The following is a 17,992-nucleotide window of genomic DNA, read 5'->3' as shown; positions in this document are numbered from 1 at the left end:
TTATCACTTTTTTGTGTACATTTGCACTGAAAGCGAAAAATCAAAAAAAACAGAGAGAATCCCGGATATGGAGAACTATATTGTATCAGCTCGTAAGTACCGTCCGTCCACATTCGAATCGGTGGTGGGACAACGAGCGTTGACTACTACATTAAAGAATGCAATCGCTACCCAGAAATTGGCTCATGCTTATTTGTTTTGCGGACCGCGCGGGGTGGGAAAGACTACTTGTGCGCGTATCTTCGCCAAAACCATCAACTGTATGACGCCTACTACCGATGGTGAAGCCTGCAACGAATGCGAATCGTGTGTGGCTTTCAACGAACAGCGGTCGTATAATATCCATGAACTTGATGCCGCTTCCAACAATTCGGTGGATGATATCCGTCAATTGGTGGAACAGGTGCGCATCCCGCCACAGATCGGTAAATATAAGGTATATATTATCGATGAGGTGCATATGCTCTCGGCTTCCGCTTTCAACGCATTCTTGAAAACATTGGAGGAACCTCCCCGTCACGCTATCTTTATTCTGGCTACGACGGAGAAGCATAAGATTCTTCCGACTATCCTTTCCCGTTGCCAGATTTATGATTTTAACCGGATCAGTGTCGAAGATACGGTGAATCATTTGTCGTACGTTGCTGCAAAAGAAAATATTACGGCAGAACCCGAAGCGCTGAATGTCATTGCGATGAAAGCGGATGGAGGTATGCGTGACGCATTGTCTATCTTCGATCAGGTAGTGAGTTTTACGGGAGGGAATATTACTTATAAGAGTGTTATTGAGAACTTGAACGTTCTCGATTACGAATATTATTTCCGTCTGACGGATTGTTTTCTTGAAAACAGGGTGAGTGATGCGTTGTTGCTTTTCAATGATGTACTGAATAAAGGATTTGACGGTAGTCACTTCATCACCGGATTATCTTCGCATTGCCGGGATTTGCTGGTCAGTAAGGATGCCGCTACCTTGCCATTACTGGAAGTAGGGGCGAGCATACGTCAGCGTTATCAGGAACAGGCGCAGAAATGCCCGTTGCAGTTTCTTTACCGTGCGATGAAACTTTGCAATGATTGTGATTTGAATTACCGTGCCAGCAAGAACAAGCGCTTACTGGTGGAACTGACCTTGATACAGGTTGCCCAGCTTACCACCGAGGGGGATGACGTAAGTGGTGGGCGTGGCCCTAAGCAGACCATAAAACCCGTATTCACCCAACCTGCCGCAGCTCAGCAGCCGCAGGTCGCTTCTGCAACGTCTGCTCAACAGACTACTGTTCATACTGCTCCGTCTCCGGCTACTGCTCCGTCTGCCGCTAATACTGCTGTGCGTCAACCGCAGGTATCTGTTGCTTCGGGGGCTGCTGCTCCGGTAAATACTGCTTCCGCTCCGTCACAGAGTGCTGGAATTTCTTCGATTTCCAAAGAGGAACGGAAGATTCCTGTGATGAAGATGTCTAGTCTGGGAGTATCTATCAAAAATCCGCAACGTGATCAGGCTGCTCAGAATACAGCCAAAAACAATGTTGCTCAGGTTCAAATACAGCCGGAAGAAGACTTTATCTTCAACGACAGAGATTTGAATTATTACTGGCAGGAATATGCGGGACAGTTACCCAAAGAACAGGTAGCTATAGCAAAGCGTATGCAAGTGATACGTCCGGTATTATTGAATAATTCGACTACTTTTGAAGTAGTGGTCGATAATGAGATTGCTGCTAAAGATTTTACAGCTTTGATTCCGGAATTACAGACTTACCTTCGTGGAAGATTGAAGAACAGCAAAGTGGCGATGACAGTACGGGTCAGTGAACCTACGGAAACTGTTCGGGCGGTTGGTCGTGTTGAGAAGTTCCAGATGATGGCTCAGAAGAATCAGGCGCTCATGCAACTGAAAGATGAGTTCGGACTTGAATTATATTAATGTACGGACCTCTATAAGATTTCCATCCGGATCTTTAAAGTAAATGCTCCGGATGGATATGAAAGCAATACTAATGTAAACGTTGATTCATTCTGCCACTGTATCCGTCGCTATACCTTTCTTCCGGCATAATGATCCATAGAATAAGGTAAATAATGATTCCTGCAAAAGCAGTGAAGATGGTAGCCAGCGCATAGACTATTCTTACTAGAGTAGGGTCCCATCCCAAGTATTCGGCTAAACCTCCGCATACTCCGGCTATCATTCGTTCTTTTCTGGAACGAGTCAGTTTTTTGTTGTTTTCCATAAAGCTATTGTATTAATAAAAAATAAGTCCTGTAAATCTTTCGCTTTACAGGACTTGTCTTTTAGTCTTTCTTTTGGGGGTGGAAGACCGGACTCGAACCGGCGACATTCAGAACCACAATCTGACGCTCTAACCAACTGAACTACATCCACCATGTCTGCGTTTCTCTAACGCGGTGCAAAGATAGATATTATCTTTAAATCTCCAAAAGATTCTGCTACTTTTTTTTATAAAAAAGATATTCTTTTATTCCCCGATTATGCTTGTTGAAGAGGGCTCGCGCATCATTTGCGAAGATTCTCAGAGAGTTACGTGCATTTACGGAAATGGAGTCAGTAGGGAAATTAATCGGTAGTAATTGATGATTCTTTTTTTTCGATTGAACGGGACGGGCTGTCCATACCAAGCTATATTCGCAATGGTTGAGTCGGGTGGTACTATCTTTTACTAATTCCATTTTGACCATCAAGCCGCCATCCGTGCGACGGGCGGACATATTGGAAATATAATTTCCCAATGAATATACTACCAGATGCTTCTCGTTTGTCAGACTGTCTTCGCGAACTTCGATAGGTTGCACAACATGCGGATGACAACCGATTATGTGATTTACTCCTTTTTGAAGCAGCCAATAGGTCAGAAACTTCTGTTCTTTGTCGGGGAGTGACTGGTATTCGATCCCCCAATGCATACAAGCAATAATCGCATCGGGATTCAGTGTTTTACTTGCTTCGATATCTTTGGATATAATGGTCGTATCAATATAATTGACGATATTGGGCGGAGTGACAGGGATTCCGTTTGTTCCGTATGTATAGTTGAGTATGGCAATGCGGAAGCCTTTTTTTTCTAATAAAAGAGGGTATTTATTTTCACGCTCTTCAGCGTTGAGGTACGTTCCGGCGTGTGGAATTTTTAAGGAGTCTATTAATTGTATGGTGCGTTCCAAGCCTTTTCTGCCACGGTCGAGACTATGGTTATTGGCGGTTATCAGTACATTGAATCCGGCATTATGAATAGCGGTCAGATATTCATCGGGAGCGCTGAAAGCGGGATAGCCTTTGTACGGTTTTCCTCCGAGAGTAACTTCCAGATTAGCTATGGCAAAGTCAGCACTTTGGATTTCGTCTTTGACATATTCAAAATAGCTGGAATAATCGTAGCCTCCTGTCGCAGTACGTGCAGCGTTAATTTGTCCTTGATGCTGCATGAGGTCACCTGCAAAAAGAAGCGAAAGGGTGTCTGTTTGCAGACTGTCAGTTGTCAGTATCTGTGTGGTAGTATCATTTTCTTGCGCTTTGCTGATACAAGAGAATTGTGTAACCAGGAGAAGGGATACTAATAGTTCTTTCATACGTTCAAGAGGATTATAATGTCTTTTCGAGAATGATTGTTACTTAGGCAGGAAACGGACATAATAAGAGAGGAAGAATCGTAATTGTTTTCATAACTGTCAGATTAAGGGAAGGAAAAGGACAGTGAAATACATTTCACTGTCCTTCAATATTCTACTTATAAATAGCTTTTTTACCGGCTAAAAGTGTATTTTTCATCAGTGATACAATCGTCATTGGACCCACGCCGCCCGGTACGGGAGTGATGAATGAGCACTTCGGCGCTACCTCATCAAACTTCACATCGCCTGTCAGTTTGAAACCGGATTTTTTGCTGGCATCCGGAACACGGGTGGTACCTACGTCGATTACTACTGCACCTTCTTTTACCATTTCTTCTTTCACGAAGTTGGGTTGGCCCAAAGCAGCGATAATAATATCTGCTTCCTGACATTCTTTTACCAGGTCTTTGCTGCGGCTGTGGCATACAGTAACAGTTGCATCTCCCGGGTACGCTTTCTGCATCATCAGTGAAGCCATCGGTTTGCCTACAATATTGCTGCGGCCGAGTACAACACATTTCTTTCCCGACGTCTCTATCTCATAGCGTTTCAGCAGTTCAAGAATACCGTTCGGGGTGGCGGATACATAGCAGGGAAGTCCGATAGACATGCGTCCCACGTTGATAGGGTGGAATCCGTCTACATCTTTACGATAGTCGATCGTTTCGATAACTTTCTGTTCGGAGATATGTTTGGGTAACGGGAGCTGTACGATAAATCCGTCTACGTCGTCGTCATTATTCAGTTCGCGTACTTTGGCGAGTAGTTCTTCTTCGGTCACGTCACTTTCGTAACGGATGAGGGAAGATTTGAATCCACATACTTCGCAGGCTTTTACTTTGGCGGCTACATACGTTTCGCTGCCACCATCATGTCCTACAAGGATTGCTGCCAGATGCGGGCGTTTACCGCCACGAGCAACAATTTCGGCTACTTCGGCTGCAATCTCTTGTTTCACTTGTTCGGAAATGGCTTTTCCGTCTATCAAAGTCATATTTTCAGAGTATTTATTGGTGATGGACAAAAGTAAAATAAATAACTGAACTCTCCAAAAGGAATGGACTTTTTGTGGAGAGGGGACAGCGGAACATATTGGAATACGAGTAGGAAAGAAGGTAAAAAGTACAAGGGAAAGCTCTGATTTTCAGGCAAGAAAAACAGAGCCTCTGTTTAGGTGAAACGGAGGCTCTGTTTACATCAATCAGAGGCTCTGTTCGGGTGAAATGGAGCCTCTGTTTGGTCTTGTCAGATCATGTTCTTATTCGTCAGTAATTTGCCTTTATACTCTCCGGTCAGTGTACGGAGGAAGGCGACAATCTTATCTACTTCCGGTTGTGGCAGGTCGATGCCTAACTGATATTTGGCCATGGCGCGAACCGCATCATCCATAGTAGCCATGCTGCCGTCGTGGAAATAAGGAGCGGTCAGTTCGATATTTCTCAATCCCGGCACTTTGAAGCGGTGGCGGTCACGCTCTGCTTTTGTCTGCTTGAATCGTCCGTTGTCTTCTTCAGTCATTTCTGCCTGACGGTCTGCGAAATAATCATGCTGTACACCGATCAGTTCATAAGATTGTCCGCCGAGGATTTCTCCCACATGACAAGTCGCACAATCATATTTCTTGAAAAGGTCGTATCCGGCGATTTCATCTGCGGTGATGGCATCTTTCTGTCCTTTCAGATAACGGTCGAAGCGTGAATTAGGAGTCAGCAATGTCTTTTCGAACTCCTGAATAGCATTTGTGATATTCTTTTCGCTCAATCCGTCGGGATATACTTCGTTGAATGCTACTACGAAATTCTTGTCTTCTGCCAGTTTGCTGATGATCTGATCGAATGACTCGCAAGCCATTTCTACCGGATTCAATGGAGGGCCGGCAGCTTGTTCTGCCAGAGTTCCGGCACGTCCGTCCCAGAATTGAACAAAGTTATAGGCAGCATTGTATACGGTCGGGGCATTGACACCGCCCAACTGACCGCCTACTCCTTCAGAATACTGCTTGTTGTCAACGCCACCGGTATCCAGGCCATGACAGCTGGCACATGAAACGGTGTTGTCTGCCGATAAGCGGGTGTCGTGATACAACAGATTTCCTAAGACCACTTTGCGTACATCGACTGAGATCGAGTCGGCAATAGGACGAATCGGTTCGTTAATGAAATCAGGTGCTACCGCTACATCGGTATACAGTCCCATGCGGTGATTTTTTACCCAGCTCAGTGCTACCTCTTTCTTTGCATCGTTGAAAGAAGCTCCCCAATGTACAAGGTAATACTTTGCCTGCGGCATCTTTCCGTCGAGGATTACTTTTTCTACTTTAGCCAGGTCAACCGGATTGAGAGGGCGCCCTTCCTTCATGTCTTTCTCCATCTGAGTCATGTCGAAAGCGCGATAGGCTTTGCTCACGTCTTCCATTACAATTTTTCCGGCGACAGGCATATTTGCATAGAACGGTAGTTCCGGTGTTGAGGTATGGCATCTCAGGCATCCTGCATCCGTAATAATCTGTTGCATCTGTACGTTTGCTTCCAAATCGGCAGAAGGCACCCGGTGCATCAGTCGGTAAGTGACTGCCAATGCCGCCACGACTACCAAAAATGCTACGATTAGTTTTGTACTTCTCTTCATTTCACATTTGTTTTTTGAGGTTAGTTATTACGATTATATAAATGTACGCTTTGTTGGGCCGCCGGCAGGTAGTTGACTCCATACCAGCACATTTGTAAAGCAAGGAAGGAGACTATGAGCAGGACGTAGAGTGTTTTCCGTCCGGTTCTTCTGAACAGGCGGAGGTGAATGTAGAGCAAATATCCCATCCAGGTGATGGCTGCCCAAGTTTCTTTAGGGTCCCAGCTCCAGTAGTTTCCCCAAGCCTCCTTTGCCCAGAGAGAACCGAGTAGCATACCGATGGAAAGAAAGGCGACACCTGCGTAGACCAGATTGTCTGCTGTATGCAGGTATTCTTCTTTATGACGGAACAGTCCGGTCAGGGCGATGATGAAAGCACATCCCAGAACGGAGTAAGAGAACATATATACGGTCACATGCGGGATAAACCATACACTTTGCAGCGCAGGCATCAATGACTGATCGTGTATCTCGGGCTTCATCAAATTAATGATCACAAAAACTGTGGAAAGTAACGTCGAGAAAGAGAGAATCCAGCGATACTTCCATCTGATATAGGTTAGTAATCCTGCTATTCCCATGAAGAATGAATACCACAAGCGGGTTTCTCCCATAGTGCGTAATGGAGGGCGCTGGAGGAATATCCATAATCCGGCAATAAATACTCCCAATATAATAATGCCGCCGGAAGTAAATCCGATTGCCACCTTACTCTTCGATGACGAACGAAGGGCAAATACAGCTCCTGCCAGCCATAGGCAGATGGATACTGCTGCAAATACATAAAAATTATCCCAGTTTATCATACGCTTTAGCTCCGTTTATAAATAAAAGAACTGCTCCTGCAAGCATCATCAGAATACCCGCTACCATCACATATTTCCAGGGTTGTTTTACGACCTGTAGAATGCAGTAATTGCTTTCGTTGCCTTTCGTTACGTCGTATCCGGTGAGGTAGACGTCTTCCCCCAGTCGGTAGGAATAGGGGTGGTTTACTTCCAGCAGAACGTTCTCATTCCCCAAACGTACATTGGCGGAAAAGCGGGAAGGACGTCCGTTCGGGTAATATTCTACAGCGAACGAATTGAGTTCCATATCATAATCTAAATAATAAGATGCGCCATTCATGTCGAATGCCTCATGCTTTGGTTCACCTTTATATAAAGGTATGCGTAATGTCTGCGTGTCACTGCTACCCAGAAATCCGGCAAACAGAGCCAGCCATAAACCTGTATGGTTCAGAATAAAGCGCCAGCGTGCTTGTTTGCGATGCCGACAGGCGTGGATGGTGATCATCGCCAGATTGCTTAATAATAATAAGAGTATAGAAATGAATATCCATGAAGTCATGAAATTGTAACATCCCAATGAGGCTGATATTCCTTTGCGCATTTCGGCTTCCGGTTCAGATAGCTGGGGGAAAAGTCCTATGATCAGGCAACCACCGATAAACAGGCTGATAGATAAAACGCTGGCTTTGGATGAACCGAGAAAACGGGTGATTCTTAGATTATTATATTCTTTATATAGTATCCATAACAGGAAAAGCCAGATCGCCGCAAAGATGATATTCAGCGGAAAGGCGAGAAAAGAAACAGGAAAGTTTCCTGTGAACAGCTGCATGGCTGCTGCTAATAAAATGTAACCTGCTACATATACATAGTACATATTCGTGCTTCTGTTTTGTTATCTTTTGCAAAGTAAAGAAATAAAAATGAATATTCACATAAAATCTTTATAAAATTGTAATCGTTACAAGTAGATAATGATATTAATATGAGTTTAGGGTAATCCTTCAGTGTAGTTGTTGGTGAAAGGAGAGAGGATATGGAAGCTAAAGCTACGCTTTACAAGGTATAAAGCTATGCTTTTCACTCCCTAAAGCATAGCCTTATGTCTTGTAAAACGCAGTGTTTTATATTGGACTTACCATAGCGGGAGTAGTCGATACAAGAGGTAGTGGAAAGTGGAGATTTATAAAATTGAAGCTGTCTGATAAAAAGCTGATTGATATAGGAAAGTGAAATCTGTAATACCAAAAATAAAGAAGGTGAATTCTAAGTCCTCTCCAAACAATATCTATAAAATCTTACCCAAGTTTACGAACATTAACGTATCCTTGGGTAAGTTTGTATATAGACATACCTACTCTTCAGAAGTGTATAGCTACTTCCTAAACCTAAGATATTTTCGAAGTTAAGGACCTTTTTATTATACGGCTAATGTTACAAATGGAGTCTGCCTTCGTATCACAGCAAAAGACCTTGCTATGATTTTGGCTCTTACAGCATTGATTACAGATGCTTTATGTTTCCCCTCTGCTATTTTCCTTTTATAGTATGCTTTCATCTGCGGATCCCAAGAGATGGCAGTAATAGCTGCCCGGGTAAGGTATACTTTTACTTCTTTGTTAGCCAATGAAGAAGTCTGCGTTTTTCCCCGTATGGAAATACCTGAAGTATGTTCAAATGGGGCGACCCCACAATAGCAGGCAAATTTCCTCGGGTTGTCAAATCTTTGAAAATTGTCAGTAACACACAGTAATACAATGGCATTGATAATTCCTATTCCTTTTATACTTCTTAATAGCAAGTAGTTTGTGTAAAGCGATGTACTGGCGGCTATTAGTTGCTCCATATCCTCTTCCACCTCCAGGATTCTTTCTTTTATCGACTTGAGCTGCTCTTCCAAAAAAGAAATGGATTCTGTCACATCAGCCAACTTAGCCATCCAGGAGAATGTTTCCAATAACTTTATGCTTGATACTTTTTGCTTGACCAAATTGTCACGTATAATAATCCATCCCCGCAGTCTCACCAAGTCTTTGTCAGGCAATTTGTATAACTCCAGTTTTCGATAGTGTAATACCGCATAGTTCGCTATTCTTTTGGCGTCAATGCGGTCATTTTTGCCTCGTTGCAAGCCTATGGACTTCTTGATGGTCAACGGGCAAACCAAAGCCAGGGAAAATCCCATGGAGACACTGGAAACAGATAACTCTGTGACATAACTTCCCATGTTTTCAGCACAGAACAAGAGTTTGGATAAAGAGAGATGATAACCAGCTATCCAATCCAATAAAGATTGGATCCCAGTTGGAGTGTTATCAAAAGACTTGTGAGACAACTCTTTTTCGTCTGCGGACATTAATGATGCATCGAAAGTTTTTTTTCCTACATCAAGACCTACAAAATGAGAATAATTCATAACTTTGTATTTACAGTATTAAACATGAAGGAGAAACAGCTAATACATTTATTAGGTCGTGAGCCTACAATTCTAACTGGCTAGGTTCTCCTATTAAGAGAGTTGCAGTCTGATTCAGCCTATAGTCATTTAAGACTAGTGTCAAAGTTAGTTCACTGCAACTCTACTTTTCAAATATACACTTATATTTTGTTGTGATATTTAATACTGCAAATGTAAATGTGTCAAAAGCAACTAAACTCTCCTCCTTCAGGAAGGAGGAGTACCCGTAGGGGGAGGTGGTAGGTAAATACGTAAGCTGTTGATATTCAGCTATGAAATATACCTACCACCCCGGCTTTCAGCCACCCCTCCTTCCTGAAGCTACCCTTTATACACAAGTATATATTATTTTTTTTATCTTTGCTTGATGTTATTAGAGACAGATCAAATTCGTGATCCTCGGCTTTTGCGGCGTTTAAACTTAATTTGCTCTCAGATGGTTGTCCATCAAAGTGCTATAGTGAATCAATTTAGTAAGGAACATAAAGAAAAGATGGGTGCTTATAGATTTTTGAACAATTCCTCAGTCAGCTCTGATGCTATCTTATCAGGTCTGATACACACTTGCTGTAAGAATGCTTCCGGTCGTCAGCATTTACTGTGTATTCAAGATACCTCGGAGATAAACTATGAGGCTCATGTTGAGCGAATGAAGAAAAAAACAGCCAGTCCCGGCATTGTCGGTCAAAAGCAATGTGGTACTTTTTTGCATCCTGTCTTGGTAGTGGATGCCTCCAGTCATATTCCTATAGGCTTTTCTTCGGTTAAGCAGTGGAATCGCTCACCGGCTGCTTTAAGTCGTGAAGAACGTAATTACAGATATCAGCCTATAGAAGAAAAAGAGTCATATCGTTGGATAGAAAGTGGAATGGCTGCCAGTGAGCAAATGCCCCGGGATGCAGTTAAAACGATCATCGGTGACCGTGAAGCGGACATTTTCGAGCTTTTCAGCCGTATCCCTACTGATAATGTTCACTTGCTGATACGTTCTGTTCATGAAAGGAATTGCCGGTTGGATGATCCAGACTGTTCTGTCCATCTGAATACATTAATGGAGCAGGCTGTTCTACGGGCAGAGTATAGCTTTGAAGTGCTCCCGGGAAGCGGACGTAAGAAACGGGTAGCGTGCATGGAACTTCGCTTTGAAAGAGTCACCTTGTGCGCTCCTGTTAACGGTCCGGCAAAGGGCAGTCCCCCTGTTAGTCTTTATTGCATACATGTTAAAGAAAAATCTTCCAGTACACCGGTAAATGAGAGCCCTATTGAATGGAGACTGCTAACTACACATGTGGTGGAGACTGTAGAACAAGCAATTGAATGTATCGGTTGGTATCGTTGTAGATGGCTGATTGAAGAGTTGTTCAGAGTGCTCAAAAGAAAGGGATTCATGATTGAGGACGCACAGTTGGAAACAGTTTCGGCATTACAAAAACTAATCTTAATTTCCTTGCAGGCAGCCCTGCAGGTGATGGTACTCAAACTTTCTTTTGATAAAGAAGATGAAAAACTCTCTTCAGAAATCTACTTTACAAGCAAAGAAATAGCATTATTACATATAGTAGGAAAAAAGAGTGAGGGAAATACAAAAATACAGCAAAATCCATATAAAAAAGAATCAATGGCATGGGCAGCATGGATTATTGCAAGGTTAGGAGCATGGAGTGCATACAAGAGCCAGTCCATTCCAGGATATATAACCTTTAAGAATGGACTGGATAGATTTAATACACAGTTTGAACTGTATGAGTTAATCAGCTAAGACTTGTGTATAAAGGGTAGCTTCCTGAAGGAGGGGAGTTTAGTTACTTTTGACTTTTGACACACCTCCTTCTATCTGAAACAGAATAAAATTCTTTTTATTTTTTCATTTTCGGCATCATCTTGCCCATTTTGCTGCTGGTTACCATCTTCATCATTTTGCGGGTCTGGTCGAACTGTTTCAGCAAACGGTTTACTTCCTGAATCGTTGTTCCGCTACCTTTAGCGATACGTGTACGGCGTGAGCCGTTCAATATTTCCGGATTGGAACGTTCTGCCGGAGTCATGGAATAGATGATAGCTTCGATGCTTTTGAAAGCATTGTCATCGATATCGATATCTTTGATAGCTTTGCCTACGCCCGGGATCATGGATGCAAGTTCTTTCAGATTACCCATCTTCTTGATCTGGGCAATCTGGCTGAGGAAGTCGTTGAAGTCGAACTGATTCTTGGCAATCTTCTTTTGCAGACGTTTGGCTTCTTCTTCGTCATACTGTTCCTGAGCACGTTCTACCAGCGAAACGATGTCACCCATGCCGAGGATACGGTCTGCCATACGTGCCGGGTGGAACTGGTCGATAGCATCCAGCTTTTCACCTGTACCCACAAACTTAATCGGTTTGTTGACTACCGAACGGATAGAAAGAGCCGCACCACCACGGGTGTCACCATCCAATTTGGTCAGTACCACACCGTTGAAGTCCAGACGTTCGTTAAATTCTTTGGCTGTATTGACGGCATCCTGTCCTGTCATGGAGTCTACCACGAACAGAATTTCGTCCGGATTGATCGCTTCTTTGATAGCGGTGATCTCGTTCATCATCTGTTCGTCTACGGCCAGACGTCCGGCTGTATCGACGATTACGAGGTCATATCCTTTGGCTTTGGCTTCCTGAATGGCGTGTTGTGCAATCTCTACCGGATTTTTGCTGTCCAGTTCTGAGTACATCGGCACTTCAATTTGTTCTGCCAGTACACGCAACTGTTCGATAGCTGCCGGACGGTAAACGTCACAGGCTACCAATAATGGTTTGCGATTCTTCTTCGTTTTCAGCATGCGTGCCAACTTACCGGAGAAAGTAGTCTTACCCGAACCTTGCAGACCTGACATCAAGATTACTGCCGGACGGGATTCGAGGTTGATTTCTACCGTCTCGCCACCCATCAACTGGGTTAGTTCGTCGTGCACAATCTTCACCATCAACTGGCTTGGCTTCACAGCCGTAAGTACATTCTGACCGATGGCTTTTTCCTTCACCGTGTCAGTGAAAGTTTTTGCAACCTTGTAGTTAACGTCGGCATCAAGCAATGCCTTACGTACATCTTTCAGCGTCTCCGCCACGTTAATTTCGGTGATTTTGCCTTCACCTTTCAGAATCTTGAATGACCGTTCTAGTCTTTCACTTAAATTATCGAACATAGTTGTTTAATTACGAATTAATTATTTGAGCCTGCAAATGTACAAAAATCTCTTGTATTTATATCTTTTTATTCTGCCATTTTGCTTTTTTGAGGTAAATATAGCTTGTTATCAACAGCAAGGTATAGTACAGAATCTCAATCGTAAAGCAGATTTCAATCGGTGCTTTGAGCCACATTCCGACGAAAACGATGTAGGAACCGTAAATGGCAATCGTGATGGTTTCGAGCAACAGGGCTGCCTGCGTATTTCCTGTTCCGGAGATGCCGTTGAATACGACATTGGCTACTGATGCAATGAGCATGGCGCAGCAGATAACGTATACCGAAGGCACGGACTCGGTGATTAACGCTGCTTCGCTGGTATATACGGAGAGGAGGAACTGAGGAAACAAAACCGACAATCCCACCAGTCCCAGCATGATGAAGAACGAGAATCGGGCTATTTTATTGATAAGCGGCATGACGTATTGGATACCTCCTGCGCCGATGGCATTGCTGACAAGGCTGTTGGTCGTTGTTGCCAGTGCATTCACCGGAATCAGCAGTACGACGTAGATACTACGGACAATGTTGGCAATGGCCAGTTCCCGTTGTCCCAACCGTTCTACGGCAACAAAGAACACGAACCAGGTCGCCATCGATAAGAAATATTGAAGCATCGTGAAGCAAGAAATGCTGAGAATACGCATCAGCAATGCCGGATCGAACGAGCGCAGACGATTCAGACCATACTTTTTCAAATCAACACTGATATATGTATAGATCAGGAAGAAGAGAATGGAAGAGGCTTCCGCCAGTACAGAAGCGATGGCAGCTCCCTTGATTCCCATTTCCGGCAGACCGAATTTACCGAAAATCAGTGCATAGTCCATATGACGTTGGTTAATGCCATGACAACAGCATTGATGGTCAAGACCTTGGTACGTGTGATGCCGATGTACAGGGCACGGAACATGACATTGACAAACGAGAAGAAGAACCCGTAAATACGCCAGTCCAGAAACTCCATAGTGCCTTCGTAGATGGATTCGGAAGAAACCAGCAACCGCATGATATTTCCTCCGAACGCTTTGGTGAAGCCGAACATCAATATAGCTATCAACAGGAGGAACATAATCCCCTGAATCATTACGGGACCTACATCACTGTAGCGTCCTTCTCCATTGCGTCGTGCAATGACAATTTGTGATCCTGTGCTGAATCCGAAAGCGATGGTGAATATACATATATAAAATAGTCCACCCATAGCCGAAGCTCCCAGGGCCACTTCACTAACGTGCCCTAAGAATGCGGTATCGGTGACATTGATGACATTTTGCGCCAGCAAGCTGAGTAGTATCGGGTAACTGACACTCCAAATCTGTTTGTTGGTATACATAATTAAGCGTTTAAGTTTACAGTTTGCAAAGATAGCGCTTTATTCCGATTCTGAAGCAATGGGATAGGTGAAAACAATTTCCGGGCCTTCCGTTCCCCGGGCGTTTACCTGATAGCTTCCTCCGAAGTAAGCCAGCAATAACTGGTTGATCTCATGCCTGATGCCGGTCTCCTGTGAGGTGAAAGCCTCGTCCGCCAATGGAGAGTTGAGAATGCGGAAATAAAGCATTTCGCCTTTCCGGCTTAATGTAAAGCGGATAATCCGTTCCTCCTGTTGTCCCTCTGTTTCATGTTCATGCGGATAGGTCAGGGTACTGAGCAGAGCGTATCCCAATCGGGTGGTATCTGTGCGAAGGGACAGTGACTCGACTTCCGGAGTGAAGCGGACTTGAATGCCTGTCTTTTCATTATTCATGCGTGCCATGTAGCATACTTCGTTGCAAAGTGAGACAGCATCATAGTCTTGTATCTGGAACTTCATCATTTTGGCTTCTAGACGAGACAGGTCGAGTACATCATTGACCAGTCTCATTAATCTTTCTGAGCTTTGGTGGATGATCGCCGAGTATTCTTCTCTTGTTTTTTCATCTATATTCGGTTCGCTGGCTATGAGTTGCGAGAAACCTACCACGTTGTTGAGCGGGGTCCGGATGTTATAACTCATGTTTGACAGGAAGCGATTTTTTATTTCGTTGGTTACCCGTACCGTTTCCGCTGCTTTGCGTATTTCGCTCTCGGAATATTTCAGGGCTTTGCGTATTTTGGAGAGCCGGAATAGGGAAATAAATAATACGATCAGAATGGCACTGATTACGATCAGGCTGATCAGACGTATTTGGTTGGTCTGCTTTTGTTGTTCCAGTTCTATCTTGTCCAGATTATAGCTTTTTTTGATTTGCTCCATTTGGGTGTTGGAGAGTGCCATGGCAGCCGAGTCCTTGATGGCCAGTGCCTGTTGGTAGAGAGTTGTCGCTCTGTTATTATCTCCGGCTTCCACCCATATTTTAGCCTGTTTCAGCAATTGTTCGGCATAGTCGCTGGTGAAATCTTTCTTGAGCATAGTTAATGTCGTGTCGATGTAGGCTGATGCCTGCTGATATTGTTTGATACTCTGATAGTATTTCGCATAGATGTCGTAGTAGAGCACCTTATACATGAAATAGGTGTTTTCAGTCAGATACTTTTTAGACTTTTCTATATGTGAATAAGCGAGTTGGGGCTGATCGGTATTCAGATAATAATGCGCGTAGAAAATCTCATTGAAAATGAATACGTCGGCAAATCCGTCTTTTAAAGATGGGTTGTCAATGATGAATTTGCAGAGTACATTTTCCAGTTCTTGCAGGTATTTCAGTTGCCTGTTATTGTCTTTCATTTCTTTGGTAACGGATATGAGCTGTGACAAGACGGAGATACGGACTACCGCATTGCCATTCTTTGGAAGCAACCTGTAGGCTTCTTCCAGCGCTTTGAGTCCTTCGTCCCAGCGCTGGCTGCCGATGTATGCGTTGGACAGGCATTGATAAGCGGCTACCATTCCACGGTTGTTGTCGATATCAAGGGCTTTCTGTTTCATCTTGTTTGCTTCGCTGATGGCAAGCTCATATTGTTCGGTAAAGGTGTATAGGTCAATCTGAAAGCGTCGGGCGTCGAAGAAATAGTCCCATAAACCGGATTTTTGTACAAGCGGTTCCATCTTGACTATCCATTTGGCTACACTGTCCTGTTCGCAACGGTTGTAATAATACAAAAGATGATAGTAGGCGGCCAGACTGGCGTACTTATCATTCTTTAGTTTTAATGCCTCTAGCATCAACGTGTCCGAATATTGGATACATTTGTAGTTGTTTTGCTCTATTTTTATGATTGCATTCAGTGTAGAGAGGCGTGTGGTATCATGCGGCAGTGTCTGCAACATTTGCAGCAGACTGTCTGAGGCAGTATCGGTGTTTGCATAGCCCAACAGCAGGCCATAGCAGGTGATGATCAGTAATATCAGTCGTTTCATCGTGCTTGATGGATTTTTATCTGCGCATGGCGAATCGGGTGTGTGAACAGAAAACGTGCTCCTTTGTCATAGTCCGGGTCGATCCATATTTTGCCTCCCAGTTGCTCAATGATAAGCTGGCAGATAGATAATCCGAGTCCTGTGCCTTGTGCGTTTTCATCGAGCTTTTCGAAGCGGTTGAATATCTTGTTCTGGTTCTCCTTGGAGATTCCGCAACCGGTATCACTAACGGAGAAAAGGGCCGTATCTTCCGTTTGTTTCACCAGTTCCAGGGTGATAGTGCCTTGTGCAGTAAACTTTGTGGCGTTGATAAGCAGATTGATCAGTACTTGTTGCAGGCGGGCACTGTCCGTGGTCAGCTTCAGTGAACTGAGAGAGGTGGAAAACCGTACTTCCGCTTGAGTCTGCTTTATTTTCTCTACCATGTCGATGACATTTCTGCATAGCGCTACAATATCACACTCGTTGAATTTGAATTGCATTTTTCCAATTTCAAGGCTGGATAAGTCAATTACATCATTAATCAGTTTGAGCAGCAGTTCTGAGTTCTGCTGGATGATATCGTTGCACTGTTGTTTCGTTTCGTTGTCGATGGATTCTTCTGTCAGAATAGCTGAAAAACCAGATAAAGCATTGAGCGGAGTACGAATCTCATGGCTCATATTGGAGAGAAAAAGGCTTTTGGTGTGGATAGACTTTTCTGCTTGTTTCTTGGCTTTTTCCTGTTCCTGTTGTGATTGCAGAAGACGATTGTTGGTGCGCTTGATGCGGAAAATGGCAATGATGATCAGTACTACGATCACTAAGATCACAGACAGACTCCAATAATAGAGATTTTTTTGTATGTTGATATAATTAAGTTCGCTTTTATCTATCTGATACAGGGTATGCAGTTCGTTTATCTGGCTGAGATAACTTTGGGCGTCCAATGAATCTTTGAGATGATTAATCTCCTCATAAATCTTGCACGCCTCTTGTTTCTGATTCATAAGTACCAGGACTTTGGCGCGTTCCTGTAATAACTGAACATGTCTGAATAAAGCCGTTTTCTTTGTTATGGTGAGTAATTCTTCATATTCTTTCAGCGCTTTATCATATTCTTTTGACTCAATATGATAGCCGGCATACATATAGTTGCTGATTGAAGAATAGTAGGGATACGGATATTTTTCGTAGATGGAGTCCAGCTGTTTCAGATACTCCAGTGCTTTTGGAAGGTTGTTTGTCTGTATATAATAATAGGCATAGCTGCAAGGCAGATAGAAGTCATCGGGCAAACCTGATTCTTTATGGTAAAGAGACTCCAGATAGGCAAAATCTTTTTCGATATCTGTCATTTGCCTGTATTTGAGTTTGCTCAGGATCAAATGAAACATGCTTGTCTTAAGATATGGAATACTTGCCGGAATTTTTTGCATTATTTTCAAGGATTCCTCATAAGACTCTATAGCAGACTGGGGATTTCCCGAACTTTGGTAGGTGTCTGCAAGGGCACGCAATGCCAGTGCCGTTCCGAAAGGATAATCTATAGCTTTGGCTTGCTGATACATTGAGTTGGCGTTGTTGACTGCCAGACTGATATTTCCTTCTGTAATTAATGCCTGAACTGCCATCATTTTCAATGGAAACAGAATATGATATTCTTGCTGCTTTTCAAGTTCGGGGCTTAAGAGCTTTTCCCATAAGATGATGCTGTCCGTTGTAATATCGATATTTGTATTGAAAGAAAGATCATGCTCGACAAGTGGCTGGAGTAAGGTAAGTCGTTCTTTGTTCAGGTTTGTTGCATGGAGAGCCGCCGATATGAATATGGCTGCAATGAGTGCTATTATATGCTGTAAATTACTATTCACTATTTTGTTTGCTCGTATGGTGATGTGCAAAAGAAATAAAAAGAGCGAAGACTGGCAAGCAATCTT

Annotated in this window: 12 protein-coding genes, 1 tRNA gene and 1 pseudogene; 2 read left to right on the top strand and 12 right to left on the bottom strand. The window is 43.5% G+C overall.

The features are described from left to right. The first annotated feature begins 67 nt into the window (after positions 1-67). The gene (locus tag BT_RS08165) at positions 68-1,927 is read left to right on the top strand and encodes a DNA polymerase III subunit gamma/tau (protein ID WP_008767911.1); all 1,860 of its coding nucleotides are present in this window, start codon (positions 68-70) and stop codon (positions 1,925-1,927) included. 70 nt (positions 1,928-1,997) lie between these two features. Here the strand turns inward: BT_RS08165 and BT_RS08160 are convergent, their stop codons facing one another. From BT_RS08160 to BT_RS08125, 8 genes are all read right to left on the bottom strand, one after another. Continuing rightward, positions 1,998-2,234, bottom strand: a complete 237-nt coding sequence (locus BT_RS08160) for a PspC domain-containing protein (protein ID WP_008767912.1) — start codon at positions 2,232-2,234, stop codon at positions 1,998-2,000. 74 nt (positions 2,235-2,308) lie between these two features. Beyond that, positions 2,309-2,387, bottom strand: a tRNA-His gene (locus BT_RS08155). 64 nt (positions 2,388-2,451) lie between these two features. Next, a complete protein-coding gene (locus BT_RS08150; RefSeq protein ID WP_008767913.1) occupies positions 2,452-3,588 on the bottom strand; it encodes a CapA family protein in 1,137 nt (378 codons plus the stop codon). Between the two features lie 154 nt (positions 3,589-3,742). Beyond that, positions 3,743-4,624 carry a bifunctional methylenetetrahydrofolate dehydrogenase/methenyltetrahydrofolate cyclohydrolase FolD gene (gene folD / locus BT_RS08145; protein ID WP_008767914.1) on the bottom strand — a complete coding sequence of 294 codons (882 nt, stop codon included), beginning with the start codon at positions 4,622-4,624 and terminating at the stop codon, positions 3,743-3,745. A 251-nt stretch (positions 4,625-4,875) separates the two neighbouring features. Further along, the gene (locus tag BT_RS08140; RefSeq protein WP_008767915.1) at positions 4,876-6,258 is read right to left on the bottom strand and encodes a cytochrome c peroxidase; all 1,383 of its coding nucleotides are present in this window, start codon (positions 6,256-6,258) and stop codon (positions 4,876-4,878) included. 20 nt (positions 6,259-6,278) lie between these two features. Further along, positions 6,279-7,064: a cytochrome c biogenesis protein gene (locus tag BT_RS08135; RefSeq protein WP_008767916.1), complete on the bottom strand. Its 786-nt coding sequence runs from the start codon at positions 7,062-7,064 to the stop codon at positions 6,279-6,281. Next, positions 7,048-7,926 (bottom strand): cytochrome c biogenesis protein ResB, encoded by an 879-nt coding sequence (locus BT_RS08130; protein WP_008767917.1) that lies wholly within the window; start codon positions 7,924-7,926, stop codon positions 7,048-7,050. The genes BT_RS08135 and BT_RS08130 overlap by 17 nt, the downstream gene beginning before the upstream one ends. A 543-nt stretch (positions 7,927-8,469) precedes the next feature. Then, on the bottom strand, positions 8,470-9,465 hold the full coding sequence (locus BT_RS08125) for an IS110 family transposase (protein ID WP_005941495.1): 996 nt from the start codon (positions 9,463-9,465) through the stop codon (positions 8,470-8,472). 478 nt (positions 9,466-9,943) lie between these two features. On the opposite strand from BT_RS08125, the gene BT_RS08120 reads away from it, so the two are divergent. After that, positions 9,944-11,266 (top strand): IS4-like element ISBthe3 family transposase, encoded by a 1,323-nt coding sequence (locus BT_RS08120; RefSeq protein ID WP_062694768.1) that lies wholly within the window; start codon positions 9,944-9,946, stop codon positions 11,264-11,266. Positions 11,267-11,363: 97 nt separating this feature from the next. On the opposite strand, the gene ffh is transcribed toward BT_RS08120, so the two are convergent. From ffh to BT_RS08100, 4 genes and pseudogenes are all read right to left on the bottom strand, one after another. Then, on the bottom strand, positions 11,364-12,686 hold the full coding sequence (gene ffh, locus BT_RS08115) for a signal recognition particle protein (RefSeq protein ID WP_008767918.1): 1,323 nt from the start codon (positions 12,684-12,686) through the stop codon (positions 11,364-11,366). 58 nt (positions 12,687-12,744) lie between these two features. Further along, positions 12,745-14,066, bottom strand: a pseudogene (locus tag BT_RS08110) (MATE family efflux transporter). Between the two features lie 39 nt (positions 14,067-14,105). After that, positions 14,106-16,073, bottom strand: a complete 1,968-nt coding sequence (locus BT_RS08105) for a tetratricopeptide repeat-containing sensor histidine kinase (protein ID WP_008767920.1) — start codon at positions 16,071-16,073, stop codon at positions 14,106-14,108. Beyond that, positions 16,070-17,926, bottom strand: a complete 1,857-nt coding sequence (locus BT_RS08100; protein ID WP_164927906.1) for a tetratricopeptide repeat-containing sensor histidine kinase — start codon at positions 17,924-17,926, stop codon at positions 16,070-16,072. Before BT_RS08100 ends, BT_RS08105 begins: the two co-directional genes overlap by 4 nt. Positions 17,927-17,992 lie beyond the last annotated feature (66 nt).

It is taken from the genome of Bacteroides thetaiotaomicron VPI-5482 (assembly GCF_000011065.1).
Taxonomy (GTDB): domain Bacteria; phylum Bacteroidota; class Bacteroidia; order Bacteroidales; family Bacteroidaceae; genus Bacteroides; species Bacteroides thetaiotaomicron.
This window is presented reverse-complemented; position numbering and strand designations above follow the sequence as displayed.

What these genes read in the sequence shown, in the direction of transcription:
- BT_RS08165 (WP_008767911.1), top strand. Translation starts at nt 68, where the DNA reads ATGGAGAACTATATTGTATCAGCTCGTAAGTACCGTCCGTCCACATTC.
- BT_RS08160 (WP_008767912.1), bottom strand. Translation starts at nt 2,234, where the DNA reads ATGGAAAACAACAAAAAACTGACTCGTTCCAGAAAAGAACGAATGATA.
- BT_RS08150 (WP_008767913.1), bottom strand. Translation starts at nt 3,588, where the DNA reads ATGAAAGAACTATTAGTATCCCTTCTCCTGGTTACACAATTCTCTTGT.
- folD (WP_008767914.1), bottom strand. Translation starts at nt 4,624, where the DNA reads ATGACTTTGATAGACGGAAAAGCCATTTCCGAACAAGTGAAACAAGAG.
- BT_RS08140 (WP_008767915.1), bottom strand. Translation starts at nt 6,258, where the DNA reads ATGAAGAGAAGTACAAAACTAATCGTAGCATTTTTGGTAGTCGTGGCG.
- BT_RS08135 (WP_008767916.1), bottom strand. Translation starts at nt 7,064, where the DNA reads ATGATAAACTGGGATAATTTTTATGTATTTGCAGCAGTATCCATCTGC.
- BT_RS08130 (WP_008767917.1), bottom strand. Translation starts at nt 7,926, where the DNA reads ATGTACTATGTATATGTAGCAGGTTACATTTTATTAGCAGCAGCCATG.
- BT_RS08125 (WP_005941495.1), bottom strand. Translation starts at nt 9,465, where the DNA reads ATGAATTATTCTCATTTTGTAGGTCTTGATGTAGGAAAAAAAACTTTC.
- BT_RS08120 (WP_062694768.1), top strand. Translation starts at nt 9,944, where the DNA reads ATGGTTGTCCATCAAAGTGCTATAGTGAATCAATTTAGTAAGGAACAT.
- ffh (WP_008767918.1), bottom strand. Translation starts at nt 12,686, where the DNA reads ATGTTCGATAATTTAAGTGAAAGACTAGAACGGTCATTCAAGATTCTG.
- BT_RS08105 (WP_008767920.1), bottom strand. Translation starts at nt 16,073, where the DNA reads ATGAAACGACTGATATTACTGATCATCACCTGCTATGGCCTGCTGTTG.